The organism is Microbispora catharanthi (genome assembly GCF_006334915.2).
In the GTDB taxonomy this organism is placed as follows: Bacteria; Actinomycetota; Actinomycetes; order Streptosporangiales; family Streptosporangiaceae; genus Microbispora; species Microbispora catharanthi.
Window position 1 is genome coordinate 357,964 of sequence record NZ_VDMA02000005.1, and the last position, 24,539, is coordinate 382,502.

20 protein-coding genes are annotated in these 24,539 nt (G+C 73.2%); 3 read left to right on the forward strand and 17 right to left on the reverse strand.

The window, feature by feature from the left end:
* The 9 genes from ftsW to mraZ form a co-directional block, all read right to left on the reverse strand.
* Positions 1-1,446 carry a putative lipid II flippase FtsW gene (gene ftsW, locus FH610_RS12175; protein WP_139574424.1) on the reverse strand — a complete coding sequence of 482 codons (1,446 nt, stop codon included), beginning with the start codon at positions 1,444-1,446 and terminating at the stop codon, positions 1-3.
* A complete protein-coding gene (gene murD, locus FH610_RS12180) occupies positions 1,443-2,819 on the reverse strand; it encodes a UDP-N-acetylmuramoyl-L-alanine--D-glutamate ligase (protein ID WP_139574425.1) in 1,377 nt (458 codons plus the stop codon). Before murD ends, ftsW begins: the two co-directional genes overlap by 4 nt.
* Complete coding sequence (mraY, locus tag FH610_RS12185; protein ID WP_139574426.1) at positions 2,801-3,877, reverse strand: phospho-N-acetylmuramoyl-pentapeptide-transferase; 1,077 nt, start codon at positions 3,875-3,877, stop codon at positions 2,801-2,803. Before mraY ends, murD begins: the two co-directional genes overlap by 19 nt.
* Positions 3,874-5,241 carry a UDP-N-acetylmuramoyl-tripeptide--D-alanyl-D-alanine ligase gene (locus FH610_RS12190; RefSeq protein WP_139574427.1) on the reverse strand — a complete coding sequence of 456 codons (1,368 nt, stop codon included), beginning with the start codon at positions 5,239-5,241 and terminating at the stop codon, positions 3,874-3,876. The genes mraY and FH610_RS12190 overlap by 4 nt, the downstream gene beginning before the upstream one ends.
* A gap of 63 nt (positions 5,242-5,304) precedes the next feature.
* Entirely contained in the window at positions 5,305-6,876 is a 1,572-nt protein-coding gene (locus FH610_RS12195; protein WP_139574550.1) for a UDP-N-acetylmuramoyl-L-alanyl-D-glutamate--2,6-diaminopimelate ligase, read from the reverse strand.
* 79 nt (positions 6,877-6,955) lie between these two features.
* Complete coding sequence (locus tag FH610_RS12200; protein ID WP_240808911.1) at positions 6,956-8,686, reverse strand: peptidoglycan D,D-transpeptidase FtsI family protein; 1,731 nt, start codon at positions 8,684-8,686, stop codon at positions 6,956-6,958.
* A 947-nt stretch (positions 8,687-9,633) separates the two neighbouring features.
* Entirely contained in the window at positions 9,634-10,539 is a 906-nt protein-coding gene (ftsL, locus tag FH610_RS12205) for a cell division protein FtsL (protein WP_139574429.1), read from the reverse strand.
* Positions 10,536-11,459, reverse strand: a complete 924-nt coding sequence (gene rsmH / locus FH610_RS12210) for a 16S rRNA (cytosine(1402)-N(4))-methyltransferase RsmH (protein WP_139574430.1) — start codon at positions 11,457-11,459, stop codon at positions 10,536-10,538. Before rsmH ends, ftsL begins: the two co-directional genes overlap by 4 nt.
* Before the next feature lie 283 nt (positions 11,460-11,742).
* Positions 11,743-12,174, reverse strand: coding sequence for a division/cell wall cluster transcriptional repressor MraZ (mraZ, locus tag FH610_RS12215; protein WP_079318531.1), 432 nt, complete (start codon positions 12,172-12,174; stop codon positions 11,743-11,745).
* 489 nt (positions 12,175-12,663) lie between these two features.
* Between mraZ and FH610_RS12220 the strand changes: the two genes are divergently transcribed.
* The 3 genes from FH610_RS12220 (at position 12,664) to FH610_RS12230 (ending at position 17,440) form a co-directional block, all read left to right on the forward strand.
* Entirely contained in the window at positions 12,664-13,644 is a 981-nt protein-coding gene (locus FH610_RS12220) for an AAA family ATPase (protein ID WP_139574431.1), read from the forward strand.
* 62 nt (positions 13,645-13,706) lie between these two features.
* A complete protein-coding gene (locus FH610_RS12225; protein ID WP_139574432.1) occupies positions 13,707-14,963 on the forward strand; it encodes a DUF58 domain-containing protein in 1,257 nt (418 codons plus the stop codon).
* Positions 14,964-14,998: 35 nt separating this feature from the next.
* On the forward strand, positions 14,999-17,440 hold the full coding sequence (locus FH610_RS12230; RefSeq protein ID WP_139574433.1) for a transglutaminase TgpA family protein: 2,442 nt from the start codon (positions 14,999-15,001) through the stop codon (positions 17,438-17,440).
* A 237-nt stretch (positions 17,441-17,677) separates the two neighbouring features.
* On the opposite strand, the gene FH610_RS12235 is transcribed toward FH610_RS12230, so the two are convergent.
* From FH610_RS12235 to FH610_RS12270, 8 genes are all read right to left on the reverse strand, one after another.
* Entirely contained in the window at positions 17,678-18,061 is a 384-nt protein-coding gene (locus tag FH610_RS12235) for a DUF3040 domain-containing protein (RefSeq protein WP_139574434.1), read from the reverse strand.
* A 147-nt stretch (positions 18,062-18,208) separates the two neighbouring features.
* Entirely contained in the window at positions 18,209-19,453 is a 1,245-nt protein-coding gene (locus tag FH610_RS12240; RefSeq protein ID WP_139574435.1) for a DNA polymerase IV, read from the reverse strand.
* A 42-nt stretch (positions 19,454-19,495) separates the two neighbouring features.
* A complete protein-coding gene (locus FH610_RS12245) occupies positions 19,496-20,218 on the reverse strand; it encodes a methyltransferase domain-containing protein (protein WP_139574436.1) in 723 nt (240 codons plus the stop codon).
* Between the two features lie 96 nt (positions 20,219-20,314).
* The gene (nusB, locus tag FH610_RS12250) at positions 20,315-20,725 is read right to left on the reverse strand and encodes a transcription antitermination factor NusB (RefSeq protein ID WP_139574437.1); all 411 of its coding nucleotides are present in this window, start codon (positions 20,723-20,725) and stop codon (positions 20,315-20,317) included.
* 1 nt (position 20,726) lies between these two features.
* Complete coding sequence (efp, locus tag FH610_RS12255; RefSeq protein ID WP_139574438.1) at positions 20,727-21,287, reverse strand: elongation factor P; 561 nt, start codon at positions 21,285-21,287, stop codon at positions 20,727-20,729.
* Positions 21,288-21,312: 25 nt separating this feature from the next.
* Positions 21,313-22,449: an aminopeptidase P family protein gene (locus tag FH610_RS12260; protein WP_338104534.1), complete on the reverse strand. Its 1,137-nt coding sequence runs from the start codon at positions 22,447-22,449 to the stop codon at positions 21,313-21,315.
* Between the two features lie 94 nt (positions 22,450-22,543).
* Positions 22,544-23,578, reverse strand: coding sequence for an LLM class F420-dependent oxidoreductase (locus FH610_RS12265; protein WP_139574439.1), 1,035 nt, complete (start codon positions 23,576-23,578; stop codon positions 22,544-22,546).
* Positions 23,579-23,673: 95 nt separating this feature from the next.
* Positions 23,674-24,474 carry an SAM-dependent methyltransferase gene (locus FH610_RS12270; protein ID WP_139574440.1) on the reverse strand — a complete coding sequence of 267 codons (801 nt, stop codon included), beginning with the start codon at positions 24,472-24,474 and terminating at the stop codon, positions 23,674-23,676.
* Between the last annotated feature and the right edge of the window lie 65 nt (positions 24,475-24,539).

The following is a 24,539-nucleotide window of genomic DNA, read 5'->3' on the forward strand; positions in this document are numbered from 1 at the left end:
TCACTCCCTGTTCTCGCGGACGTCTTCGCGGATGTTCTCGCGGACGTCTTCCCGGATCTTCTCGCGAATGTTCCCGCGTCCGTTCCCTGTCGTTCCTCTTCGTGCCGTCCGCGGCCGTGCCGCCTGCTGACGGGCCGGTGCCCGCGAGATCACGGGCCGCCGCCCGGCGCGGCCGTTCAGGCCAAGCCAGCTTAGAGCCCGCGCGACCGGTCCCGGGCCACGGGCGGCCAGCGCCTCGGGCGCTCCGGGCTCCTGTTTGGCGAACGACACCAGCATGCCGAGCGCGGCGAGCGTCGGCAGCAGCGCCGATCCGCCGTACGACACCAGGGGCAGCGGGATGCCGGTGACCGGGAAGACCCCGATGACCGCGCCGATGTTGACGACGGCCTGACCGGCGATCCAGGCGGTGACGGCGGCGGCCGACAGCCGGACGAAGGGGTCCTTCGTCCGGATGGCGATACGCAGCCCGGCGTACCCGAGCAGGCCGAACAGCGCGACCACCACGAGCGTCCCCATCAGCCCGAGCTCCTCGCCCAGGATCGAGAAGATGAAGTCGCTCTCCGCGTGCGGAACGTAGTTCCACTTCTGCCGGCCCGCGCCGAGCCCGAGGCCGAACCAGCCGCCGGAGCCGATGGCCATCAGTCCCTGGGCGGACTGGAACCCCTCGTTCTGCGCGGTCTCCCACACGTGCATGAAGCCGGTGAGGCGGCCGAGCCGGTACGGCTCGACGACGATCATAGTGGCGGTCGCCAGCGCGAGCAGCGCGAGGATCCCGCCGAACAGCCGCACCGGCGCGCCGACCACCCACAGCAGCGCCAGGAAGATCATCATGAGCACGAGCGTCGTGCCGAGGTCGCGCCCCAGCATAACCAGGACGGCCAGCAGGGCCACGCCCGGCATCAGCGGGATCAGCAGCTGGCGCCACTCGATGCGGCCGGCGCGCGCCCGCGTCGCGAGCAGGTCGGCGCCCCACAGCACCAGGGCCAGCTTCGCCGGCTCCGACGGCTGGACCGAGAACGGGCCGATGACGATCCACCGCTGGGCGCCCAGCAGTTCCTGGCCGAGGAAGATGACCATCAGCAGGCCGAGGATCGACAGACCCATCAGCGGATAGCCGGCCAGGCGGAAGAACCGCTGCGGCAACCGGGAGCAGACCCACATCAGGGGAAGCCCGATCGCCACCGACGTGACCTGCTTGAGGAACCAGTAGAACGGGTCGCCGGTCCGCTGCAGCGCCTCGATGCTCGACGCCGACAGCACCATCATCAGCCCGAGCGCCAGCAGCAGCGCGCTGCAGCCGAGCACCAGGTGGTAGGACGTCAGCGGGCGCGCGAGCAGCTCGCGCAGCGCGGCGAGCTGGGCGCCGGCCCAGCCGACGGGCTCGGGCCCCTGACGCTCCTTCCGCGCGGTGGCGGCGCCGGCGGAGCCGGTCGCGGGGCCCGTCACCGGGCCGCCAGCCGCCGCACGGCTCGGGCGAAGGCCTCCCCACGCGCTCCGTATCCGGCGAACATGTCCAGTGACGCCCCGGCGGGGGCGAGCAGCACGGTGTCACCCGGGGTGGCGAGCCGGGCGGCTTCGGCGACGACACGGTCCATGACCCCAGTGTCTTGCCCTGGCACGTCCACCACGGGGACATTCGCGGCGTGTCGCGCCAATGCGCGGCGGATCACATCCCGATCGGTCCCCAGCAGCACCGCGCCGCGCAGCCGGGGGGCAGACTGCCGTACGAGATCGTCGACGTCGGCGCCCTTGAGCTGGCCGCCCGCGATCCACACGACCGACTCGTAGGCGGCCAGGGACGCGGCGGCCGCGTGCGGGTTGGTGGCCTTCGAGTCGTCCACGTAGTCGACCTCGCCGACGCGGGCCACGTGGGCGATCCGGTGCGGGTCGGGCGTGAACTCCCGCAGGCCGCGCCGTACGGCCTCGGGCGGCACGCCGTAGGCGCGGGCCAGGGCGGCGGCGGCGAGCGCGTTGGCGACGTTGTGCGGCGCGAACGGCCGCACGTCGGCGAGGCAGGCCAGCTCCTCCGCCGAGGTCGCCGGGTCGGCCACGAAGGCCCGGTCGACCAGCAGGTCCTCCACGACTCCCAGCTGCCCGGGCCGGGGCACGGCGAGCGTGAAGCCCACCCGTGAGGCGTACGGCTCGGCCAGGCGGGACGACGACGCGTCGTCGGCGTTGTAGACCACCGTCCCCGCTCCCGCGAAGATACGCGCCTTGGCCGCGGCGTACTCCTCCATGGAGCCGTGCCAGTCGATGTGGTCGGGCGCCACGTTGAGCACGGCCGCCGCGAGCGGGGCCAGGGTCGAGGACCAGTGGAGCTGGAAGCTCGACAGCTCCACGGCCAGCACGTCGTACGGCCCGTCGACGGCCTCGACGATGGGAACGCCGACGTTGCCCACGGCCACGGCCTTGTGCCCGGCGGCGGACAGCATGGACGTGAGCATGCGGACGGCGGTGGTCTTGCCGTTGGTGCCGGTCAGCGCCAGCCAAGGGGCCGCGGGCTCCTGCCGCAGCCGCCAGGCCAGCTCGACCTCCCCGATGACCTCGACGCCCGCGTCCGCGGCGGCGACGAGCAGCGGGTGGGTGGGACGCCAGCCCGGCGAGGTGACCAGGAGCGAGGTCGCGGCGGGCAGGGCGGGCTCGCCGAAGCGCACCTCCACGCCCAGCTCGGCGAGCTCGGCGGCCGTCGCGCGCTGCCGCTCGCCGTCGGCGGCCTCCAGCACGGTCACGCGCTCGCCGCGCGCCGCCAGGGCCCGCGCCGCCGCGGCGCCCGACACGCCGAGGCCGGCGACGACGACGTTCACTGTTTCGGCATCCATTCGAGGTAGAACAGTCCGAGACCGGCGGCGACGCACAAGGCGGCGATCAGCCAGAAGCGCACCACGATCGTCGTCTCGGCCCAGCCCGACAGCTCGAAGTGGTGCTGGAGTGGCGCCATCCGGAAGACGCGTCTGCGGGTCAGCTTGAAGGACCCGACCTGGATGATCACCGACATCGTGATGATCGCGAACAGCCCGCCCAGGATGACGAGCAGGAGCTGGGTCCGGGTGGTGAAGGCCAGGCCGGCGATCACGCCGCCGAGGGCCAGCGAGCCGGTGTCACCCATGAAGATCTTGGCGGGCGGGGCGTTCCACCACAGGAAGCCCAGACAGGCGCCCAGCACCGCCGCAGCGACCACCGCCAGGTCGAGCGGATCTCGCACCCAGTAGCAGTTGGGGCCGAAGCCGACCGTCGTGCAGCTGTTGCGCAGCTGCCAGTTGCCGATCAGCACGTACGCCGCGAGGACCAGGCAGGTGGCGCCGGAGGCCAGGCCGTCGAGACCGTCGGTCAGGTTCACCGCGTTCGAGAAGCCCACGATGAAGAACACGACCCAGATCATGAACCCGATCAGCCCGATCGACGGCCCGATGTCCCGCAGGAACGACACGCGCGTCTCCGCGGGGGTCACGGCGTAGGCGTTGGGGAACCGCAGGACGAGCACCGCGAAGATCGCCCCGACGACGAGCTGCCCGCCCGCCTTGGCGCCGCTGCGCAGGCCCAGGCTCCGCTGCTTGTAGATCTTGATGAAGTCGTCGAGGAAGCCGACCGCGCCGAGGCCCGTCATCAGGAACAGCACCAGCAGTCCCGATGCCGTCGGGGGGTCGCCGACGGCCGAGAAGACGGTCGCCCCGTGGGCCACGAAGTAGCCGATCAGCGACGCGATGACGATCACCGTGCCGCCCATCGTGGGAGTGCCCTTCTTGTCGTAGTGTCCCGACGGGCCCTCCTCCCGGATGTTCTGGCCGTAGCCCCTGCGGGCGAACAGCCGGATGGCCAGCGGCGTGCCGACCATGGAGAGAATCAGCGAGATCGCCCCCGCGATGAGGATGTTCCTCACCGGGCGTCACCTCCGAGGATCGCCTCGGCGACCCGCTCGAGTCCGGCCGCACGCGGCCCCTTCACCAGCACCACGTCGCCCGGCGCGAGCCGGTCCGACAACTCCCGCGCCGCCGCCGAGGCGTCCGGGACGTGGATCGCGCCGGGCGCGCCCAGGAGCACCGGCTCGGCGTCCTCCCCCACAACGACGACCGCCTCCAGGCCCGCGCCCGCGGCCAGCCGCCCGAGGTCCTCGTTCAGCGCCGGGCCGTCCTCGCCGAGTTCGCGCAGCGCGGCGATCACCGCGAACCGCCGCCGCCCCTCCCCGATCACCGCGAGGCTGCCGAAGGCGGCCCGCATGGAGTCGGGGTTGGCGTTGTAGGCGTCGTTGATCACGGTCACGCCGTCGGGCCGCTCGGTGACCTCCATCCGCCAGCGGCTGCGCGGCTCGGCCGCCGACAGCTCCTCGGCGATGTCGGCCACCGGCAGCCCCAGCTCGTGCGCGGCCGCCGCGGCGGCCAGGGCGTTCTCCACCGTGTGCGCGCCGTACAGGCGCAGCCGGACCGGAGCGGTGCCGGACGGCGTGCGCAGCGTGAACGAGGCGCGGCCGGTCGCGTCGAGCGTCTCGTCCTCCGCCCGCACGTGCGCCTCCGGCGAGCGCCCGAAGTAGGTCACCCGCGCGCTCGTACGGCCGGCCATCGCGCGCACCAGCGGGTCGTCGGCGTTGAGCACGGCGACCCCGTCGGCGGGCAGCGCCTCGACGAGCTCGCCCTTCGCCTGCGCGATCGCCTCCTTGCCGCCGAACACCCCGAGGTGCGCGGTGCCGACGTTGAGCACGACGCCGATGCGCGGCGGGGCGATCCTCGCGAGGTAGGCGATGTGGCCGATGTTGCGTGCGCTCAGCTCCAGGACCAGGAACCGGGTGGTCTCGTCGGCCTTGAGGACGGTCAGCGGGTGGCCGATCTCGTTGTTGAACGAGCCGACGGGGGCGACCGTGGGGCCGAGCCGGGCGGCGAGACCGGCCAGCAGGTCCTTGGTCGTGGTCTTGCCCGCGGAACCGGTCACCCCGACCACGGTCGTGCCGGGCAGCTCCGACAGCACGGCGGTGGCGAGCGAGGCCAGGGCCGCGAGCGGGTCGCCCACGATCACGGCCGGCGCCTCGACGGGCCGGGTGGCGAGGACGGCGGCGGCGCCGGCGTCGCGGGCCTGCCGGGCGAAGTCGTGCCCGTCGGCCCGTTCACCCTTGATCGCCACGAACAGCGAGCCCGGTCCGGCCGCCCGTGAGTCGATCACGACGGGCCCCCGGACCACGACCGCGGGGTCGGCCGCCCCGTTCAGCGCTCCGGACGTGATCTCGGCGACCCGGGCCAGCGGCATCGGGATCATGGTGTCTTTCCTGCTCTCTTTCGCGTCGCTAACTCGGCCGCCAGGGCACGGCCCGGCATCGGCTCACGCATCGGCGGCCTCTCGCGCCGCCCGCCGCGCCCGGCTCCGCTCCGCGACGGCCGCGGCGGCCACCTCGCGGTCGTCGAAGGGAACGACCTCGCCCCCGACATACTGCCCCTGCTCGTGCCCCTTGCCGGCCACAACTACCACATCTCCGGGCGCCGCACCGCCGACGGCCAGGCGGATGGCGGCCGCCCGGTCCGGCTCCACGACCACGTGGCCCCGCTCCTTGATAGGTACCCGCAGCGCGCCCTCCAGCATCGCGGCGAGGATCGCGAGCGGGTCCTCCGTGCGAGGGTTGTCGCTGGTGAACACGGCCAGGTCGGCGAGGCGGACGGCGGCCTCGCCCATCATCGGCCGCTTGCCGCGGTCGCGGTCGCCGCCGCAGCCCAGCACGATCACCAGACGGCCTCCCGGCCCGTCGTCCAGCACGGCGCGCAGCGAGCGCAGCACCGACTCCACCGCGCCCGGCTTGTGCGCGTAGTCCACGATCACCTGGACGTCGTCCGCGCCCGGCACCCGCTCCATCCGGCCCGGCACGCCGCCGAACTCGCCCACGCCGGTCACCGCGGCCTGCAGCGGGACCCCGGCCTCCACCAGCGCCACCAGCGCGCCGAGCGTGTTGGCCACGTTGAACGGGCCGGGCAGGGCCACCGACACCTCGGCCTCGACCCCGCCGGGACCGACCAGGCGGAACGTGCTGCCGGCGGAGCCGAGGCGCACGTCCTCGGCGCGCCAGTCGGCCTCCGGCGCCCCGGCGGCGGAGAACGTGGTGATCGGGATCTTGGCCGTGGCGGCCAGCTCCCGTCCGTGGGCGTCGTCGATGTTCACCACGCCCGCCCGGCTGAGCTCGGGGGTGAACAGCCGCGCCTTGGCCGCGAAGTAGTCGTCCAGGTCGCGGTGGAAGTCCAGGTGGTCCTGCGAGAGGTTGGTGAAGATCGACACGTCGTAGAACAGGCCGTCCACGCGGCCGAGCGCCAGGGCGTGGCTGGAGACCTCCATGGCCGCCGCGCTCACGCCCCGCTCGCGCATCAGCGCGAACAGCCCCTGCAGGTCGGTCGCCTCCGGAGTGGTGAGCTCGGGGGTGAACCGCACGTCGCCCGCGCGGATCTCCACGCCGCCGACCAGGCCGGTGCGGTGACCCGCCGCCCGCAGGCCCGCCTCCAGCAGGAACGTCGAGGTGGACTTGCCGCTGGTGCCGGTGACGCCGATGAGCGTGATGCCGGCCGCCGGCCTGCCGTACACCCAGGCGGCGACCTCGCCGAGCACCGCCCTCGGGTCGGGCACGACGAGCACCGGCAGTCCGGTGGCGGCGGCCCGGTCGCGGCCCTCCTCGTCGGTCAGGATCGCCGTCGCGCCCGACGCCAGGGCGTCGCCGGCGAACTCCGCGCCGTGCCTGGCGTTGCCGGGCACGGCCACGTACAGGTCGCCGCGCCGCACCCGGCGCGAGTCGAGGGTGATGCCGGTGACCGTGCCGCGCACCGCCCGCGCTCCGGGGGACGGGACGGCCGACGACGTGCCGAGCAGGGACGCCAGCGCGGACAGCGGACGGGCCTGGACGGCCTCGGGACGCATGGACGACGGGGAACGCACGGCGAGAGCGTACCCCCCTCCGTCGCTCGCCCCGGCCACTCCTGCTCCGGTCACTCCGCCGTCACTCCGACGGGCGAAGGACCATCGCGGGCGCCTTCGTGCCGCTCGGCGGGATCTTCCTGCTCTTCAACGCGAAAGTCATGACGTCCTTGAACACCGGGGCGGCGACGGAGCCGCCGTAGTGGTCTTTCTTCGGGTCCTGGATGACCGCCAGGGCCATCAGCCGGGGCTGGTCCGCAGGGGTGAAGCCGACGAACGTGGCGGTGTACCCGCAGTATCCCGCGCACTTCTCGTCGTATCGCATGGCGGTGCCGGTCTTGCCCGCGACACGGTAGCCCTCGATCGAGGCCTCCTCTCCCGTGCCCTCGTGGCCCACCACGGCCTCCAGCATCAGCGCGATCTTCTTGGCGGTGGTCTCGCTGATCACCCGCGTGCCCTTGGCCGCGGGGCTGGGGACGAACACGCCGTGCTCGTCGGTGGTGCCCGCCACGATCGAGGGGGTCACCCGCACTCCGCCGTTGGCGATCGTCTGGTAGACGCTGGCCATCTGCAGCGCGGTGACCGAGATGCCCTGGCCGTAGGCGATCGTACAGCGCTGGCTGCCCGACCATGTCTGCCACTGCGGCAGCAGGCCGGCCTGCTCACCCGGGACACCCGATCCGCTGCGCGCGCCGAATCCGAAGGACCGGAACATGTCGTACAGCCGCTGGCTGGAGATCTTCTCGGATACCATGATCGTGCCGACGTTGCTCGACTCGGCGAGGATCCCGGTGAACGTCAGCGGCTCGGGCTTGTGCGGGTGGGCGTCCTTGAGCTGCTGGTCGGCGCACTGGATGTGGTCGGGCACGCGGAAGACGGTGTCGGGGGTGACGACGCCCGCCTCCATCGCCGCCGCGGCCGTGATCACCTTGTTGGTGCTGCCCGGCTCGAACACCTCGGACGCCGCGCGGTTGGCGCGGTCCTCGGCCGGGGCCGACTGCCAGTCGTTGAGGTTGGCCTGGGGCGCGTTCGCCATGGCGAGGATCTGCCCGGTCCGCACGTCCATGACGATCACGCTGCCGCTGCGCGCCCCCGTCGCGCGGACCTGCCGGTCCAGCGCCTGCTCCGCGGCCCACTGAATGTCCCTGTCGACGGTCAGGCGCACGTCCCGCCCGGGCACCGGCGCCTCGCGCTGGCTGCGCGTCATCGGGATGCGCTGCCGGTTCGCGCCGAGCTCGACGCTCTGCTTGCCGTCCTTGCCCGCCAGGATGTCGTCGTACGCGCTCTCCAGGCCCTCCAGGCCCCTGCCGTCGACGCCGACGAAGCCGAGCAGGCCGCCCGCGAGCGAGCCCCCGGGATAGAGGCGGCGGTAGGTCTCCTTCGTGCCCACGCCCTTGAGCTCGAAGCCCATGATGCGCTTGGCCCGCGGCGGCTCGACGTTACGGGCCAGCGGGATGTACCGCTGGGTGGTCTTGGCCAGCGCGGCGGCGATCTCCTCCTTGGGCTTGTTCAGCTCCCGTGCCAGCGTGGTGGCGACGAGGTCGCGCTTGTCCGGGTCGACGTCCTTGGGGTCGACGTAGATCTCCCTGGCCTCCACAGTCACGGCGAGGTCGTGGCCCCCGGCGTCGGTGATCGAGCCGCGCCGCGCCGGCAGCGTCTCGGGCCGTACGCGCTGCTCGGCTGCCCTCGCCTGGAGCACCTTGGAGTCGAAGCCCTGGAGCTGGACCAGCCGGCCGGCGAACAGCGACAGCACGATCGCCATCACCACCAGCGCCGCCCTCAGCCGCCGGGCGGGGTTGCCCAGCCGGAGCACGGCGGGCGGACGCGGCGGGCCCGGCGGGCCTGAAGGACGCTGCGGACCGTGCGGTCCCTGCGGACGCTGGGGGCGCGGCGGGGCGCCGCCGATACGGGGACGGCCCGCGCCGGTCCCGCCGGGCGCTCCCGGCGCGGACGGCCGCGATGAGCCGGTCCTGCCCGGAGCCCCTGCCTTCGCCGAAGCGCCGTCTCCGGACGTTCCCGATGTTCCCGGGACGCCGGGTCTGCCGGGAGCGCCGGACTTTCCGGCGGCACCGGACTTTCCGGAAGCGCCGGATTTTCCTGGGCCGCCGGAACGCGGGTCGCCGGCGGCCGCGGTGCGCGGGCGGCCGGAAGCGCCGGACGCGGCTCCCCGCGCGCCGTGACCCGGCGCGCCGCCATGCGGGCGGTCGGAGGTTCCTGGCGCACCCGCCCGCGACTGCCCGGATCCCGCGCCACGCGGCCGGTCCCCGTCGTCGCCCGATCCGCTCGCGCGCGCGCCACGCGGACGCCCCTCACCCGGGGCCGGGTGCTGCGCGACGGCGCGGCGCGGGCCACCGCCGGGCACGCCGGGCTCGCCCCTTCGCGGCGTGCGAGAGGGCGGGACCGATCCGCCCGGCGCCGACCGGCGCCTCCCGGGCGACTCGCCGGTGCGGCCGTTCCGGGCGTCGTCACGCCCGCCCGCGGCGTCGCGCGCACCGTCCGCCCGGCCGCCGCCCTGCTTGCCTCCGCCTTCCGAGGCGCCGCCGGTCCTGCCGCGCCGTGCCGTTCCGCCGGTCGTGCCGCCCGTCGCGTCGTCACGTCCGGGGTCGGCGGGTCTGCCGGGACGTCCGGGCCTCGGCGGCCCGTCCTGACGGGACGGCCGCCCCGGGGAGCCCGGGCTCCTCCTGTCACCGCCCGGGCCCTGGCCACCGCCTCGCCCGCTGGGACCCCCGCGGCCGGGACCCGGGTTCCGGCCGCTGTCTCTCACCGGTCCGTGCCCTCCTTCTGGGCCTGCTCCTGCGCCGCCGCGCCGCCGCCCGCGTCGATGAACTCCGGCGCCGACGTGTCGGGTTCGAGGCCCTGCGCCGCGGCCTGATCGCCCAGCGGGCCCGGCTGCGTCCACTGGCGGAGCTGGTTCTCCTGCTCCGCGGCCTGCTCGTGCAGCTCGTCGATGCTCGACTGCAGGTCGCTCAGCCTGAACGAGTCCTGCGAGAGGACCACGTTCAGCAGCAGGAGGGTCACCAGGCCGCCGCACATGAGACCCACGACGAGCAGCACGAAGGGCGCACGCGGCGGCCGCCGGAACGCCCGCCGCGCCATTGTGGCACGCGCGGTCGCCGCCGGCCGGGTTTCCGAGCCGCCGCGCCGGACGCGCCGCGGAGCGGGCGCGACCTCGGTGAGGCCCCGGGCCTCACGGGACGGCGCGGGACGGGTGGCCGTGCGGGATCCGACCGTGCCGGACGCGGCTGTGCCGGAAGCGGCGGGGGCGGCCGTACGCGTCCGGGAGCCGTCGCGCTTCGGGGCCGCGACGGATCCCGCGGACGGCGCGCCGCCCGGCCGGGTGGCCGCGGCCGCCTCACTCCGGCGCGCGTCCGTACGAGCCTTCCGGGGGGCCGGGACCGCCTCACGACGGAGCCGGCCGTCCGCGCCGGGCCGGGAAGCCGGGGCGGCCTCCCCGCGACGGCTCTCCGCGCCGGGCCGGGAAGCCGGGACGGCCTCGCGTGTGCGGTCGTCGCCCGCTGTGGGCGCGCCGGGGCGGACGCGGCGCTTCTCCGGAGCGGCGACGGCCTCGCCCGCCGTCGCGGCGGTCCGGCCCGGCGTGCGGCCGGGCACGCGGGGCGGCGCGGCCGTGCGCCCGGCCGCCCTCCTGCTCTCCTGCTCTGTCCTCATCCCTCGCGGATCCTCTCTGCCGCCCGCAAGCGGGCCGAGGCCGCCCGCGGGTTGCGGGCCACCTCCTCGTCGTCCGGGAGCTCCGCTCCCCTCGTCAGAAGGCGGAACCGGGGCTGGTGAGCCTCCAGGGGGACCGGCAGCCCGGGGGGGCTGGTGTCCCTGGTTCGCGCCACGAGGACCTGCTTGGTGAGCCGGTCCTCCAGGGAGTGATAGGCGAGCACGACCACGCGCCCGCCCAGCACCAGCGCGTCGAGCGCGGCGGGGAGCGCGCGCTCGAGCGCCGACAGCTCTCCGTTCACCTCGATGCGCAGCGCCTGGAACGTTCTCTTCGCCGGGTTGCCCCCGGTCCGCCTCGTGGCGGCGGGTATCGCCGCGCGGACCAGGTCGGCAAGCCGTTTCGTGCTGGTGATGGGGTCCTTGGCGCGCTCCTTGACGATGAGGTTCGCGACGCGTGCCGCGAAGCGCTCCTCGCCGTAGTCGCGCAGGATGCGGGTGAGGTCCGCGGCGGAGTAGGTGTTCACCACACGCTCGGCGGTGAGCTCCTGCTCGCGGTCCATCCGCATGTCGAGGGGGGCGTCGTAGGAATAGGCGAAACCGCGCTCGGCCTCGTCGAGCTGAGGGGAGGACACGCCGAGGTCGAACAGCGCGGCGTCCACGCGGGGCCGTCCGGCGTCACGGAGCACGTCGGCCAGTTCGTCGGAGACGGCGCGCACCAGAGTGATCCGGTCCGCGTACGGCGCGAGCCGGGCGGTGGAACGCTCGATGGCGGTGGGGTCGCGGTCGATGCCGACGAGGTGAAGAGAGGGGTGGGCGGCCAGAAGCGCCTCGGCGTGCCCGCCGAGACCGAGGTTGGCGTCCACGGCCACCGGCTCCGGTCCGGACAACGCCGGAGCGAGCAACTCCAGCACGCGATCGAGCATGACCGGAACGTGACCACCCGGCTGACCGGGCTCGTGCGACAACGCTTCCAACCCCCATTTACGCCGCAGTACTCGCGGATTCGCGGCTGTGCCGCCGGTGACTACCCAACGGACCCCCACCCATGCCGGTTCCCGGAGAACCGACCCGTCCGGCCAGGTCCCCATCCGCGTCGCCGGCCATGGCGTCTGACACCGGGGAAGGTGCATCAGCTGCCACATGGGAGCGGGTGGAGACCTCGCCGAACGTCACCGACGGGTCAATTGATCAAAAGAAAGGACCGATCTACAGAATCCCGGGCAGCACCTCCTCCGACAGATCGGAGAATGCCTGCTCCTGAGCCTCCAGGTAGGTGTCCCATGCCTGGGCGTCCCAGATCTCCAGCCGCGTGTTGGCGCCGATCACGACGCAGTCACGTTCCAGCCCGGCGTACCGCCGCAGCGTCTGGGGAATCGTGATGCGTCCCTGCTTGTCCGGCACCTCGTCGGACGCGCTGGCGAAGAAGACACGGCTGTAGTCGCGGACCGCCTTCGCCGTCACCGGAGCGGTGCGCAGGGCCTCGGTGATGCGCTGGAACTCCTCTACGGGGAAGACGTAGAGGCAGCGCTCCTGGCCTTTGGTGATCACCAGACCCTCCGCCAGCTCCTCGCGATACTTCGCCGGCAGGAACAGCCGTCCTTTGTCGTCGAGGCGCGGGTGGTGGGTGCCGAGGAACACCGGACCCACCTCCTGTGCCTTGTGGAGCGCTCAGCGCTATAGCCCCTGCCCTCCACTGCGCACCACCATACTCCACTTCTCCCCACCGTCAACTGATTCTGAGCGTGTCGGCATTCAAAATCGGCGGCGTTTTCGCAGGTGAAATGGGGTGGGTCGGAGTGGGGCGCCGCGGCGCCCCCCGGCCCGCGCACGGGCGTGTCGGCCCCGCGGGAACCCCGGCGCGTACGGGGTTCCCGGCGGCGGCCGGGGCCCGGTGGAGGAAACCGGTGGGGGGAAGTGGAGCGTGCCGGGGCGGCCGGGCTTCACGTGTCACGGGATTCGGACGAACGCGCCACGTGACCGTGAAGAGATGCCACAACACTGTGGGCAGTTCGCCCGGATTTCCGGACAAAGTCGCCCGAGAACCAGAGGGGACATAGGGTCAGTACACAGAATGGAAAAGGAACGTTTAACGCCCCATTCTCGGGGACGCACCCTCATGGAGGCCTGGTGGCAGTAACTCCCGACGTCACCGATGCTTCAGCCCGGCTCGAGGATCTGATCGACACCGCCCACCGGATCCGCAACTCGATCGAATCAGTGATCGAGGGCAAGAGCGACGTCGTCCGCCTTACTCTCACCGTGCTCCTGGCGGAGGGCCACCTGCTGATCGAGGACGTGCCCGGCGTGGGCAAGACGATGCTCGCCAAGGCCCTGGCGCGCTCGATCGACTGCCCGGTCAAGCGCGTCCAGTTCACCCCCGACCTGCTGCCGAGCGACATCACCGGAGTCAGCGCGTACAACCAGCAGACGCGGGAGTTCGAGTTCAAGCCCGGACCGGTCTTCGCCAACATCGTCGTCGGCGACGAGATCAACCGCGCCTCCCCGAAGACACAGTCCGCCCTCCTGGAGTGCATGGAGGAGCATCAGGTCACGGTCGACGGCGTGACCTACGCGCTGGAGTCGCCGTTCATGGTCATCGCGACGCAGAACCCGATCGAGATGGAGGGCACCTATCCCCTCCCCGAGGCGCAGCGCGACCGCTTCACCGCCAAGATCGCGATGGGATACCCGGAGGCGGCCGCCGAGCTGGAGATGCTCGACGTGCACGGCGCCTCCCAGCCGCTGGACAAGATGGACCCGGTCGCGACCACGGCCGAGGTGGCCGCACTGATCCAGGCCGTCCGCGCGGTCTACGTCTCCCAGCCGGTCAAGCGCTACGCCGTCGACATGGTGTCCGCCACCAGGCACTCCCCCGACCTGCGGCTCGGCGCCTCCCCGCGGGCCACCCTTCATCTGGTGCGCAGCGCGCGGGCCCACGCCGCGCTGTCCGGCCGCGACTACGTGATCCCGGACGACCTGCAGGACCTGGCCGTCCCCGTGCTGGCGCACCGCCTGCTGCCGAGCATGGAGGCGCAGGGGCAGCGCCGCCACCCCGAACAGCTCGTCGGCGAGCTGGTGCGGCGCGTCCCCGTCCCCGACGCCAAGTAGCGGACGCGAGTGAGCCGGGCGTACACCCGGCGATGTGACAGTGAGCAAGTGACGGAGGGCCCATGACCGGGCTGAAGGCTCTGACCCCGCGAGGACGCTCGTTCCTCGCCTCCGGCGTGGCGGCCCTGCTGTGCGCCCTCGTCCTCGGGGAGCAGGACCTGCTGCGCGTGGCCGTGCTGATCATCGCGATGCCGTTGATCGCGTCGATGGTCGTCGCACGCACGCGATACCGTCTGGCCTCCGCCCGGCGGCTCAGCCCGGCGCGGGTGCAGGCCGGCGAGGACAGCACGGTCACCCTGCGGCTGGAGAACGTCACCCGGCTGCCCACCGGGCTGCTGCTGGTGGAGGACACCCTGCAGTACGCGCTGGGCACGCGGCCGAGGTTCGTCCTCGACCGGATGGAGTCGCGCGGCGTCCGGGAGATCGACTACAAGGTGAGCTCGGACCTGCGGGGACGCTTCCCGATCGGGCCCCTCTCGGTGCGGATCGCCGACCCGTTCGGGCTGGTCGAGCTGACCCGCTCCTTCACCGTCACCGACACGCTCGTGGTGACCCCCGAGGTGGTGCCGCTGCCGCCGGTGCGCCTGTCGGGCGAGTACAGCGGCGGCGGCGACAGCCGTACGCGGTCGGTCGCGGCGGCGGGCGACGACGACGTGGCGCCCCGCGAGTATCGCCAGGGCGACGACCTGCGCCGGGTCCACTGGCGCTCGACCGCGCGGCGCGGCGAGCTGATGGTCAGGCGCGAGGAGCAGGAGTTGCAGAGCCGGGGCGCGCTGCTGCTCGACACCCGCAGGCACGCCCACCGGGGCGAGGGGCCGCGCTCGTCGTTCGAGGTCGCGGTCTCGGCCGCCGCGTCCATCGGCGTGCACCTGTCCGCGGAGGGGCTCGCCCTGCGCCTGGTCACCGACCAGGGCGCGCGGCACGTGGTGGACACCGGCCAGTCGTGGTCGCTGCTCGACACGCTCGCCGTCATCCGGCAGAGCACGGCGCGCTCGCTGGAGCACGGCGTCGGCGCGCTGCGCCAGGGCGGCGGGGAGGGGCTGATCATCGCGGTCCTCGGGGCGCTCGACCCGGAGGAGGCCCGGGCGCTCGCCCAGCTCAGGCGTTCGGGCGTGACCGCGGTCGCGGTCCTGCTCGACCTCGCCTCCTGGGACCGTGCTTCCGGGGCCGGGGCCTCCTGGGACGCCGTCGCCGACGAGAACGCGCGGGCCGCGCGCTCGGTCCTGACCGGTGCCGGGTGGCGGGTGCTCGACCTGCCCGCCGGCGCCTCGCTCGCCGGCGTGTGGCCGGAGGCCGGAAACAACAGGAGCGCGGCCTGAGCCGGCCGCTCCGGCGTGACGGAGGGTAAGAAGCAATGAAACTGCCGGTTGCGGCGGGGCTGGCCACGGCGGCCGTCACGGTCACGCTTTACCCGCTCTTCGAGGGCGGCGCCTGGTTCTGGTCCTGCATGGGGGCGATCCTCGTCACCACCGTGGCCGGGGCGGTGGCCTCCCGCCTTGGCGCCCGTCCGTGGGTGGCGCCCGCCGTGACGCCCGTGGCGGCCCTGCTCTACCTGACGCTCGTCTTCACGCCGGACGAGGCGTGGCTGCGGATCGTCCCCACCATGGACTCGCTCGCCCGGCTCGCCGAGCTGGTCGGTTCCGGGTTCGACGACATCCAGCAGTACGCCGCCCCGGTGCCGGACAACCCCGGCATCACGCTGCTCACCGCAGTGGGCGTGGCGCTTATCGCCCTGCTCGTGGACGTCTTCGCGGTGCGGCTGCGCAGGGCCGCGCTGGCCGGGCTGCCGCTGCTCGCCCTGTTCACCGTGCCCGCGGCGGTGGTCACGGAGCCGATCGGGTGGATCGCGTTCGTCGTCGCGGCGTTCGGCTACATCGGCCTGCTCGTCGCCGACGGGCGGGAGCGCCTAAGCCGCTGGGGCCGGGCCGTCGTGGTGCGCCGTTCCTCCGGCTCCGCGCGTGGCGCCACCCCTGACACCGAGCGGCTCGCCCTGTCCGGCAAGCGCATCGGCGTGACGGCCATCGCGCTGGCGGTCCTGGTGCCCGCGGTGCTGCCGGCGCTCTCCCCCGATCCGCTGTTCGGCTTCGGCGTCGGCAACGGCCTCGGAGGGGGCGGCGGCAACATCGGCATCCCCGACGCCATCGCCAAGCTCGGCGGCCAGCTCAGGCAGCAGGGCAACGCGACCGTGCTCACCTACACCAGCAGCGACGACGTGCCGCGCTATCTGCGGATCTACTCTCTCGACATCTTCGACGGGACGAAGTGGACGCTGTCCCCGCTGCGGGGGCTCTCGGAGGACCGCGTGTCGGAAGGGCCGCTGCCGCCCACTCCCGGGCTCCGCCCCGGGGTGTCGGTGAAGCGCGCCGAGATGCGGGTCACGATGAGCGAGGACATCGACAAGCTCAACTTCCTGCCGCTGCCGTACCCGGCCCGGCAGGTCGACGCGGACGGCGACTGGCGCGCGGATCGGTCCTCGCTCATGGTCTTCTCCACGGAGGACGAGGCGTCCGGGCTGGAGTATCGGGTGGTGACCGAGGAGCCGGAGCCCACCATGACCGAGCTGCGCACGGCGGTGACCCTCCCGGAAAGCGAACGCTATCTGCAGCTGCCCGACGGGCTCGATCCCCGGGTGGCCGCCCTCGCGCGCCGGGTCACCGCCAACGCCGCCACGCCGTACGAGGCCGCGGTCGAGCTGCAGGAGTGGTTCACCCGGGCCGGCCGGTTCACCTACGACGTGCGCGCGTCCGGCTCGGGCGCGCAGGCGCTGTCCCGCTTCCTGCTGCGCGACCGCATCGGCTACTGCGAGCAGTTCGCCGGCGCGATGGCCGTGATGGCGCGTCTGCTCAACATCCCGGCGCGGGTGTCGATCGGATACACGGGCGGCACCAAGATCGGCGAAGTGTGGACGGTCCGCACCCACGACGCCCACGCGTGGCCGGAGCTGTTCTTCGACGGGATCGGCTGGCTGCGGTTCGAGCCCACCCCCGCCGGGGCCGGCGGGCAGGGCACTGCCCAGGTGCCGCTGTACTCACTGCCCGTCACGCCGACGGACGATCCCACGACGGGCCCGTCCGACGGGCCGTCGGCGGACGAGAAGGACGACAGCGGCCAGAGCACCGGGCCGGCCCGGCCGAACCCGCGCCAGCTCGACCGCGACCTCGACGGCACGGCCATCGCGGCCGACCCGGGCACGCCCATGACCGTCAAGATCGGTATCGGCGCCGCCGCCGCGCTCGCGCTGCTGTTGCTGCCCGCCGCCGCGCGGCTCGTGGTGCGCCGCCGGCGCCTTCGCCGGATGACGCGGACGGCGACGGGAGGCCACGCGGCCTGGGCCGAGCTGCGCGACATGCTCACGGACCTGGGAATGGCCGGGGAGTCGAGCGAGACGCCGCGCGCGCTCGGCCGCCGGATCGGCGAGCGGTACGCGCTCGGGCCGCAGGCCGCCGAGTCGCTCACCCGCGTCGTCACGTCCGAGGAGCGGCTCAGGTACGCTCCCACGCCCTCGGCGTCGGGGCCCGTCCCCGCGGACCTGCGCCGGATCAGGCGCGATCTGGCGTCGAGGACCTCACGGTGGCGGCGCCTGGGGGCCGCGCTGGCTCCGACATCCGTTCTGCTGCGGGTGCGGGCGGCCGGCGAGGGCGCGCTCGACGTGTTCGACCGGCTGGAGGGACTGCGGCTCTGGCGGGCGCGGCCCGGCGCGACGCGGACGGCCACCACGCCGGAACGCCCCGGCGGCACCCGGGCCGGAGCCGGCGACTCCGCGAGGGAGCGGACCCTGACCGGCGCCCGCCGCTGATCTGCGCCCGCCGCTGATCTGCGCCCGCCACTGATTGGGCCCCCGGCAGCCGCGCGCCACACGACGTGGGGCCGGGGGCGGCGGGTCCCTACCGGGTCAAGCGGGGCGCGGCACGCGGCCGGCGAACAGCCGCAGGCGACGCGAGGATGAGTGGCGGTCGCCGCAGACGACTCGGTGGGCCCGCGTCGCGGGCCCACCGGCGTTGCCTCGGATGGGGAGCGGTGGCTCAGATGGGGATCAGTGCTCGTCGTGGCGGCGGCGCCAGCGCTCCTCCATACGCTCCATGAAGCTCTGGCGCTGGCGCTGAGGGCGGCGGCCGCGGTTGTGGGACGGCGGGGAGTCACCGAACCCGTTCATGCGCTTCCAGCTCGACAGACCCCACAGGCAGGTGGCCAGCATGACCACGAAGCCGGCGGCACCGAGCCAGATCTGGGCCGCGACGACGCCGACCATCAGCAGGACCACGCCGAGTGCGAAGCCTATGGAGGCCTTCACCAGGCGGCGCTTGTAGTGGCTGCGCGGATCGCTGATCCGTACGGTGTTCGCCCACTTCGGGTCCTCGGCATAGAGGGCCTGCTCGATCTGGTCGAGCAAGCGCTGCTCGTGCTCAGACAGCGGCACGGCGCCTCCCAAGGACGGCCCCATTCAGGGGAAGACGGCAACGGACGACACGGGGTGTCCGAACCTCGCGGTCGGTTATCCCCAGAATACGAGGCCTCAGACGTAGGCGAAAGAAAACGTCCAACGCGGTCCAAACCGGAGGTGACGTCATGGACCTATTGGACCAAACGGACGCCGAACAAGCGATGCCGGCTTCACCGCGTCCGGACCGAAGCGGCGGGCCGCCCGGTCCATGGCCTGTTCGGCCTCCCGCCAGCCGGTCTCCCGCTCCCCCAGGCCCAGCTGACGCGTCGCCGCGGCGGCCGGAAGCAGGTTCTCCACGCGCACGCCGACCAGCCGCAACCGCACCCGCTCCAGCCCGGCGGCCTCGTAGAGCTCGCATGATGTGTCGAAAATCTCCTTCGCGACGTCGGTCGCCTCGCGCAGCGTACGCGACCGGGTGATGGTCGTGAAGTCGGATCGGCGGAGTTTGACGCTGACCGTGCGGCCGACGTGCCCTCCAGCCCGCAGGCGCGCGGCGACCCGCTCCGACAGTCGCAGCAGCTCACGCCTGATCGTCTCGGGGTCGTCGACGTCGTGCGGGAACGTCTCCTCGTTGCCGATGCTCTTGTCGGGCGCGTGCGGCACCACCCGGCGCTCGTCGCGCCCCCAGGCCAGGGCCGCCAGGTGCGCGCCGACGGCGCCGAACTCGCGCTGGAGCGTCGCCGCCGGCACCTGGGCCAGGTCCCCCACGGTGCGGATGCCGAGCCGTACGAGGGCCTGCTCGGTGCGCTCTCCCACGCCCCACAGGGCGGCGACGGGCAGCGGGTGCAGGAACTCCACGACCCGGTCGGCCGGGACCACGAGCAGGCCGTCCGGCTTGCACTGGCGCGAGGCGAGCTTGGCCACGAACTTCGTGCTCGCCACCCCCACCGAGCAGGTGATGCCGTACCGCTCGGCGACCTGCGCGCGGATCATCCGGGCGATGGCCGCCGGGCTGCCGAGCCTGCGGCGGGCCCCGCCGACGTCGAGGAACGCCTCGTCGGAGGCGATCGGCTCCACTTCGGGGGTGACCGCCTGGAAGATCTCCATGACACCGCGGGACACCTCGGCGTACTTGGCGTGGCGGGGCGGGATGACCGTGGCCTGCGGGCAGATGCGCCGGGCCCGGGTCATCGGCATCGCCGAGTGGACCCCGAACCTGCGGGCCTCGTAGGTGGCGCTCAGCACGACCCCCCGCGCGCCGGTGGCGCCGACGATGACCGGGGTGCCCCGCAGCTCCGGGCGGTCGAGCAGCTCGACGCTGGCATAGAAGGCGTCCATGTCCACGTGCAGGATGGGGCAGCCGCTGTCGTCGGCCGGACCGTCCGGCGGTGGTGACGGATCCCGAGGCAGCAGCTGGTTCCGGGACATGAGCTCACCCTACCCGGCCACCGCGCGATCCGAACATTTTTTCTACTGGCGGTAGGCGATGACGTGGATCTGGGTGGCGACGTCGCGGAGGACCGGATGGGTCGCCGCCGCCCGCTCCAGCGCGACGAGGCCCTCGGGGTCGCTCTCGGCCAGCATGCCCGGGACGAGGTCGGCGAAGATCCGCACGCCGTGCACCTCGCCGACGGTGAACCCGGCACCTGCCAGCAGCGCGCCCAGCGTCTCCCGGGAGAAGCGGCGCGGCGTGGGGTCGCGGTCGCCCCAGCGGCCCGCCGGGTCCGACAGCACCCGGCGCGCCTCGTCGAAGTTGCCGGCCAGCGAGCGGTGGACGGCCGCGGCGACCGAGTTGGCGGCCAGCACGCTCACCACGCCGCCCGGCCGCAGGATGCCGCCGACCGCGCCCAGCGCGCCCGCCGGGTCCTCGACGTACTCCAGCACGCTGTGGCACAGCACCAGGTCGGCGCTTCCGGGGTCCAGCAGGTCGCCGAGGTCGGCGGCGTCGCCCTGCAGGCCCTTCACGCCGACGCCCGTCTCGGCGGCGCGGCGCTCCAGCGCGGCCAGCGAGTCGGGGGTCGGGTCGACCACGGTCACGGTGTGTCCGAGCGTGGCCAGCGGCACGGCGAAGCCGCCCGTGCCGCCGCCGGCGTCCACGATGTCGAGCGTGTCGCGCCCGGTGGCGGCCGTCCGCTCGGCCAGGAGCGCGCGCAGCGCCTCCCAGACGACGGCGCGGCGTGTGGCGTCACGCACTTGCGGCCTCCCTGTCCGGCCTCTCGGAACTGTCGGCCTCTCGTAACCACCGGAACCGCCGGAACTGCCGGTGCCGCCGGGCCGAGGGCCGTGGGGTCAGAGCGAAAGCGAGGGCTTGAGCTGCTTGAAGCGGGCCAGCAGTCCGTTGACGAACTGCGGCGACTCGTCGGTCGACAGCTCCGCCACCAGGTGCACCCACTCGCTGATGACCACGCCCTCCGGGACCTCCTCCGACCACAGCATCTCGTAGGTCCCGCCGCGCAGCGCGTTGCGGTCCACGGCCGGCATGCGCTCCAGGGTCCAGCCCTCGGCGTACGTCGAGATCAGCTCGTCGATGCGGTCCAGGTGCCGGACCACGCCCTCGACGAGGAAGGAGGTGTACTCGTTGACCGGCGGGTCAGCCCGCTCCACCCGCTCGGCGAGCACGTCGAGCGGGCTCAGCAGCCGGGCCTCGGCCTCGAAGAGGATGTCCAGCGCGCGGCGGCGGGCCTTCCCCCTGGCCGACACGTCAGGCCCGACCGAGGTACTCGCCGGTGCGGGTGTCGACCTTGACCTTCTCGCCGGTCGTGATGAAGAGCGGGACCTTGATCTCGGCGCCGGTCTCCAGGGTGGCGGGCTTGGTGCCGCCGGTGGAGCGGTCGCCCTGCAGGCCCGGGTCGGTGTGCGAGATCGTCAGCTCCGCGGCCGCCGGGAGGTCGACGTACAGCGGGTTGCCCTCGTTGAAGGCGACGGTCGCGGTCGTGTTCTCCAGCATGTAGTTGGCGGCGGTGCCCACCACCTCGCGCGGGATGTTGACCATGTCGTAGGTCTCGGTGTCCATGAAGACGAAGTCGTCGCCGTCGAGGTAGGAGTACTGCATGTCCCGCTTGTCGACGTTCGCCACGTCAACCTTCACGCCGGCGTTGAAGGTCTTGTCGACGACCTTGCCGGACATGACGTTCTTGAGCTTGGTGCGGACGAACGCGCCGCCCTTACCCGGCTTGACGTGCTGGAACTCGACAACGGTCCACAGCTCCCCACCGTCGAGCTTGAGCACGAGTCCGTTCTTCAGGTCGTTCGTCGTCGCCACGTAGCGTCTCCCGCGTGCGGCTGCCCTACAGGACGAGCAGCTCCTTGGTCGTCAGTGTGAGAAGCTCCGGCCCGTCACCACGCGTCACCAGCGTGTCCTCGATGCGCACACCGCCCCTGCCCGGGAGATAGACCCCCGGCTCGACGGTGATCGGAACTCGATCCTCTAGTCTACCGGTCCTGCCAGGGCCCAGGAACGGCAGCTCGTGGATCTCCAGGCCGACTCCGTGGCCCAGCCCGTGGCCGAACCGCCCGGCGTGACCCGCCTCCGCGATCACGTCGCGCGCCGCGGCGTCCACCTCGTGCGCCGTCGCCCCCGGCCGTACGGCGTGGCGGCCGGCGCGCTGGGCCTGTCGTACGAGGTCGTAGAGGTCGCGCTGCCACGCCGCGGGCGGGCCCACCGCGACGGTGCGGGTCATGTCGGCGTGGTAGCCGTCGTAGCGGGCGCCGAAGTCCATGGTCACCAGGTCGCCCCGCTCGACCGGCCGGTCCGAGGGCGAGTGGTGCGGGATCGAGCCGTTGGGGCCGCTCGCCACGATGGAGTCGAAGGCCGGCTTGTCGGCGCCGAGCTCGACCATGGCGGCCTCCAGCCACCGGGCGATCTCCCGCTCGGTGACGCCGGGGGCGATGCGCTCCACGACCAGGGAGAACGCCTCGCCGGTGATCGCGCAGGCGCGCCGCAGCGCCGCGATCTCCCCCTCGTCCTTCACGGCCCTGACGGCCTCCACGAGGCCGCCGGCCGGATTGAGGCCGGCATGCTCGGCGGACAGCCGCTGGAACAGCCCCACCGGCATGTGGTCGGCCTCCACCGCGACCCGCGCCGCGCCCGGCCCCCGCTTGAGCAGGGCTCCCGCCACGTCGCGGTCCTCGATCACCTCGACGCCCGAGCACACCGCCTGCGCCGTCTCCAGGTAGCGCGAGTCGGTGGCGAGCGCGGCCTCGCCCGTCGCGGTGACGAGCACGGCGGCGTTGGAGCTCGCCAGGCCGGTCAGGTAGCGGACGTTGACCGGCCAGGTGACGAGGGCGGCCGCCGCCTCGTGTTCGCGCAGCGCCCCGGCCAGCCGTGCGCGGCGCGCGGCGTGGATCGCCGCGGCGCCGGTGACGGTGGTCCCGGTGCGTGCGGCGTGCGTCCCTGCGGCGTGCGTCCCTGCAGCATCGGTCACGGACGGACTCTACCGCCGCCCCCGCCGGAGCCTTTCCGGCTCCCCTCTCCGCGCGTCCCACCGGCGGCGGGGCGCGGGGTCCGGGGCGCGGCGGTCAGGAGGCCAGCTCGCGGATCTTCTCGATGAGCTTGACGCGCTCCTCGTGGGTGCGGGCCATGGGCGCGACGTTGAGCGTGGTGACCCCGGCCTCGCGCAGCGCGGCGAGCCGCTCCCTGATGTGCCCCTCCGAGCCGACCAGGGACATGCGCTCCAGCAGGTCCCTGGGCACGAGCGCCTCGGCCTCCTTCTTCCTGCCCTCCAGGTAGAGGTCCTGGATCTGCTCGGCCTCCTTCTCGTAGCCGTAGCGGCGGGCCAGGTCGTTGTAGAAGTTCCTGCCCTTGGCGCCCATGCCGCCGATGTAGAGGGCGGCCATGGAACGGCCCAGCTCCAGCACGTCGTCGACGTCGTCGCCGATCGCCAGCATGGCCTGGGCGATCACGTCCAGCTCGCCGAGCGCGGGGTCCCGGCGCTCCCGCCCGGCGGCGAGGGACGCTCCCCACACGTCGCCGGCCTTCTCGGGCACGAAGAAGATGGGCTCCCAGCCCTCCGCCAGCTCGGCGGCCAGCTGCACGTTCTTCGGCCCGATGGCCGCGATCACGATCGGGATGCGCTCGCGCACCGGGTGGTTGATCAGCTTGAGCGGCTTGCCGAGGCCGGTGCCGCCCTCCAGGGGCAGCGTGTAGTGCTTGCCCGCGTACTGCAGCCGCTCGCGCCGCCACACCGTGCGGCAGATCTCGATGACCTCGCGGGTGCGGCCGAGCGGCGCGGTGTACGGCACGCCGTGGAATCCCTCGATGACCTGCGGGCCCGACGTGCCGATGCCGAGCGTGAACCGCCCGTCGGAGACGTAGTCGAGACCGGCGGCCGTCATGGCCAGCAGGGCCGGCGTGCGGGAGTAGATCGGCAGGATGCCCGAGGCGATCTGCAGCCGCTCGGTCCTCGCCGCGATGTAACCGAGCTGGCTGACGGCGTCGAAGCTGTACGCCTCGGCCACGAACACGATGTCGAGACCGGCCTTCTCGTAGTCGGCCAGCTCGGCGACGGTCTCCTTGAAGCCCCCCGAGTAGTTGAGGGCCATCCCGATCCGCATCCGCTTCGTCCTTCCGCGCATGAACCCGCCAGTAACCGAATGATGTTCCGTATTCGGACCCCAAGGCTAGTGGCGCGGACCGGGCATGACCACCGTCAGGGTCGGCGGCCGACGCCTCCGAGCACCGGCAGGAAGCCGCCGCGCAGCGGCAGCGCGTCGAGCTCGGGGCGCCACTCGTTCAGCGGGACCGGCCCGGGCTCGACCATGTCGAACCCGTCGAAGAACCGGATGATCCGCGCCGCCGGCCTGGCCTCGAAGGGCGCGTTGGCCCTGCCGTACACGCCGCCCGCCGCGGCCATCGCCTCCTGGACGAGGTCGGAGCAGACGTGCGAGATGACGATGTGACTCCCGGAGGGGAGCAGTTCGCGGTAGGCCGCCACGATCCCCTCCGGGTCCTCCTCGTCCGGCACGAAGTGGAGGCAGGCCACCAGCAGCAGCGCGACGGGCCGGTCGAAGGTGAGACCGCTCGCCGACGCCGCGGCGACGATCTCCTCGGGCCTGCGCAGGTCGCCCTCCAGGAAGCGCACCCGCGGATCGCCTTCCAGCAGCGCCCGCGCGTGCGCCGCCACCACCGCGTCGTTGTCCACGTACGTCACGAGCGAGTCGGGGGCCTCCTCCAGCGCGATCTCGTGGACGTTGCCCTGCGTCGGAAGGCCGGCGCCGAGGTCGAGGAACCGGCGGATGCCGCACTCGGCCGCAAGGTAGCGCACGGCCCGGCCGAGGAACGCGCGGTTCTCCCGCACGGCCTCCCGTACGTGCCCCTCGGACAGCTCGATGATCCGCTCGGCCGCCGCCCGGTCGGCCGGGAAGTGGTTCTTGCCGCCCAGGTAGTAGTCGTACATGCGGGCGACGTTGGGCTGAGTGACGTCGAACCCGCCGGGCGCCTGCTCCGTCATGACGCGCTCCCCGTTCGGCCGGACTGCTCTTCGCGATCATTGTGATGGAGCTCACCAAGGGCGGC

What these genes read in the sequence shown, in the direction of transcription:
- FH610_RS12265 (WP_139574439.1), bottom strand. Translation starts at nt 23,578, where the DNA reads ATGCGGATCGGGATGGCCCTCAACTACTCGGGGGGCTTCAAGGAGACC.
- ftsL (WP_139574429.1), bottom strand. Translation starts at nt 10,539, where the DNA reads ATGAGGACAGAGCAGGAGAGCAGGAGGGCGGCCGGGCGCACGGCCGCG.
- FH610_RS12240 (WP_139574435.1), bottom strand. Translation starts at nt 19,453, where the DNA reads ATGTCCCGGAACCAGCTGCTGCCTCGGGATCCGTCACCACCGCCGGAC.
- murD (WP_139574425.1), bottom strand. Translation starts at nt 2,819, where the DNA reads ATGGATGCCGAAACAGTGAACGTCGTCGTCGCCGGCCTCGGCGTGTCG.
- FH610_RS12225 (WP_139574432.1), top strand. Translation starts at nt 13,707, where the DNA reads ATGACCGGGCTGAAGGCTCTGACCCCGCGAGGACGCTCGTTCCTCGCC.
- FH610_RS12195 (WP_139574550.1), bottom strand. Translation starts at nt 6,876, where the DNA reads ATGCGTCCCGAGGCCGTCCAGGCCCGTCCGCTGTCCGCGCTGGCGTCC.
- FH610_RS12190 (WP_139574427.1), bottom strand. Translation starts at nt 5,241, where the DNA reads ATGATCCCGATGCCGCTGGCCCGGGTCGCCGAGATCACGTCCGGAGCG.
- rsmH (WP_139574430.1), bottom strand. Translation starts at nt 11,459, where the DNA reads ATGCTCGATCGCGTGCTGGAGTTGCTCGCTCCGGCGTTGTCCGGACCG.
- FH610_RS12230 (WP_139574433.1), top strand. Translation starts at nt 14,999, where the DNA reads ATGAAACTGCCGGTTGCGGCGGGGCTGGCCACGGCGGCCGTCACGGTC.
- FH610_RS12270 (WP_139574440.1), bottom strand. Translation starts at nt 24,474, where the DNA reads ATGACGGAGCAGGCGCCCGGCGGGTTCGACGTCACTCAGCCCAACGTC.